The organism is Mesorhizobium sp. M2A.F.Ca.ET.067.02.1.1 (assembly GCF_004023285.1).
GTDB lineage: Bacteria > Pseudomonadota > Alphaproteobacteria > Rhizobiales > Rhizobiaceae > Mesorhizobium.
This window is the reverse complement of sequence record NZ_RZSB01000899.1, coordinates 1-2,184: the sequence shown is the minus strand read 5'-3', so window position 1 is coordinate 2,184 and position 2,184 is coordinate 1. Positions and strand designations below refer to the sequence as shown.

Sequence of the window (2,184 nt, the reverse complement as noted above, 5' to 3'; positions counted from 1 at the left end):
GAAGAGCTTCACCTTCGAGACCCGCGCCGGCATCCTGAATGCTCAGGAGCACGCGAACGGTCTGATCTCGGTCGACATGGGCAAGCCGCGCTTTGGCTGGCAGGAGATCCCCCTGGCGGAAGAGTTCCGCGACACCCGCATGATCGAATTGCAGATCGGGCCGATCGACGCGCCGGTGCTGCATTCGCCCTCGGCGGTGTCTATGGGCAATCCGCATGCGATCTTCTGGGTCGACAACGACGTCTGGTCCTACGAGCTCGACCGCTTCGGCCCGCTGCTCGAGAACCATCCGATCTTCCCCGAGCGCGCCAACATCACCATTGCCCAGGTGACGTCGCCTCAAACCATGATCATCCGCACCTGGGAGCGCGGCGCCGGCCTCACCAAGGCCTGCGGCTCCGCGGCCTGCGCCGCCGTGGTGGCGGCAGCGCGCACCAAGCGCACCGGCCGCAGCGTCTCGATGCTGACGCCGGGCGGCGGCGAATTGCATGTCGAATGGCGCGACGACGACCACGTCATCCTGACCGGCGCCGCCGAATGGGAATTTTCCGGGAGCTTCGATCCCTCGACCGGGGCCTGGGCCCGCGACACAGAAAGCGCCGCCTGATGTCCGCCCTTGAAAAAGGCGCGATATCCAGCGGTATCGACGTCGTCACCTTCGGCTGCCGCCTCAACACCTATGAATCGGAAGTGATGCGCCGCGAGGCCGAAAGCGCCGGTCTCGGCGCGCTCCAGGGCGGCGCCGTGATCTTCAACACCTGCGCCGTCACGGCGGAGGCGGTGCGCCAGGCCAAGCAGGCGATCCGCAAGGCGCGCCGCGAGAACCCTTCAGCCCGCATCATCGTCACTGGCTGCGCGGCGCAGACCGAGCCGCAGAACTTCGCCGCCATGGACGAGGTCGACCTCGTGCTTGGCAATGAGGAGAAGCTCAAGGCCAACTCCTACCGCGCGCTGCCCGATTTCGGCGTCAACGACACCGAGAAGGCGCGCGTCAACGACATTTTCTCGGTGCGCGAGACGGCGAGCCACATGGTCGACGCCATCGAAGGCCGCGCGCGCGCCTTCGTGCAGGTGCAGAACGGCTGCGACCATCGCTGCACCTTCTGCATCATCCCCTATGGCCGCGGCAATTCGCGTTCCGTGCCGATGGGCGCCGTGGTTGAGCAGGTGAAGCGCCTTGCCGGCAACGGCTATGCCGAGATCGTGCTTTCCGGCGTCGACATGACCAGCTTCGGCGCCAACCTGCCGGGCAGCCCGAAGCTCGGCAAACTGGTGAAGACCATTCTGCGCCAGGTACCGGATGTTAAGCGGCTCAGGCTGTCCTCGATCGATTCCATCGAGGCCGACGAGGATCTGCTCGAGGCCATCGCCACCGAACCCAGGCTGATGCCGCATCTGCACCTGTCGCTGCAGTCCGGCGACGACATGATCCTGAAGCGGATGAAGCGGCGCCATCTGCGCGACCAGTCGATCCGCTTCTGCGAGGACGTGCGCAAACTGCGTCCCGGCATAGTCTTCGGCGCCGACATCATCGCCGGCTTCCCGACCGAGACCGAGGCGATGTTCGAGAACTCGGAGAAGATCGTCGAGGAGTGCGGGCTGACGCATCTGCACGTCTTTCCGTTCAGCCCGCGCGAAGGCACGCCCGCGGCGCGCATGCCGCAGGTCCGCCGCGAGGTGGTGAAGCAGCGCGCCGCGCGACTGCGCGCCGCCGGCGAGGCCGCTTATCGCCGTCATCTGACCGCGCTCCCCGGCACGCGGCAGTCGATCCTGATCGAACGCGACGGGCTCGGCCGCACCGAAGGTTTCACGCTGGCCGCGATCGACGCCGGCGCGCCCGGCGAGATCGTCGAAGCCATCATCACCGGCCATGACGGCGCCCGACTGATTGCGGCCCCGCTTGCCGCGCAAGCCGCCTGAGACTGCGAGACGCATGGCTGGTTTTTTCAAGAAGATATTTTCGTTCGGCAAGAAAGAGGTCGTCGAGGAGCGCGTCGACGAGGCCGCGCCCCTGCCGCCGATCAAATGGGATCAGCTGGACGCGCTGAAGCCGGAGGCCGATCAGGCCGCCCCGGAGATTCTGGCGCGCGAGCAGGAGCCAGCACCCCACCCTCCCCTCGATGGTGAGGGTCGCCACGAAGTGGCGGGGCGGGGTGACAGCGCCGACGTGGGTCACCCCCGAGC

The 2,184-nt window shown here is 66.9% G+C and carries 2 protein-coding genes and 1 pseudogene; all 3 read left to right on the top strand.

The genetic code is table 11. The features are described from left to right. Window positions 1-607: diaminopimelate epimerase (gene dapF / locus EOA28_RS33420; protein WP_128315727.1), on the top strand; the 607-nt coding region annotated here is incomplete at its 5' end. Next, on the top strand, window positions 607-1,920 hold the full coding sequence (mtaB, locus tag EOA28_RS33415) for a tRNA (N(6)-L-threonylcarbamoyladenosine(37)-C(2))-methylthiotransferase MtaB (RefSeq protein ID WP_127253766.1): 1,314 nt from the start codon (window positions 607-609) through the stop codon (window positions 1,918-1,920). The genes dapF and mtaB, both read left to right, overlap by 1 nt. 13 nt (window positions 1,921-1,933) lie before the next feature. Continuing rightward, window positions 1,934-2,184 (top strand): annotated as a pseudogene (locus EOA28_RS33410) (signal recognition particle-docking protein FtsY); the annotation flags it as partial.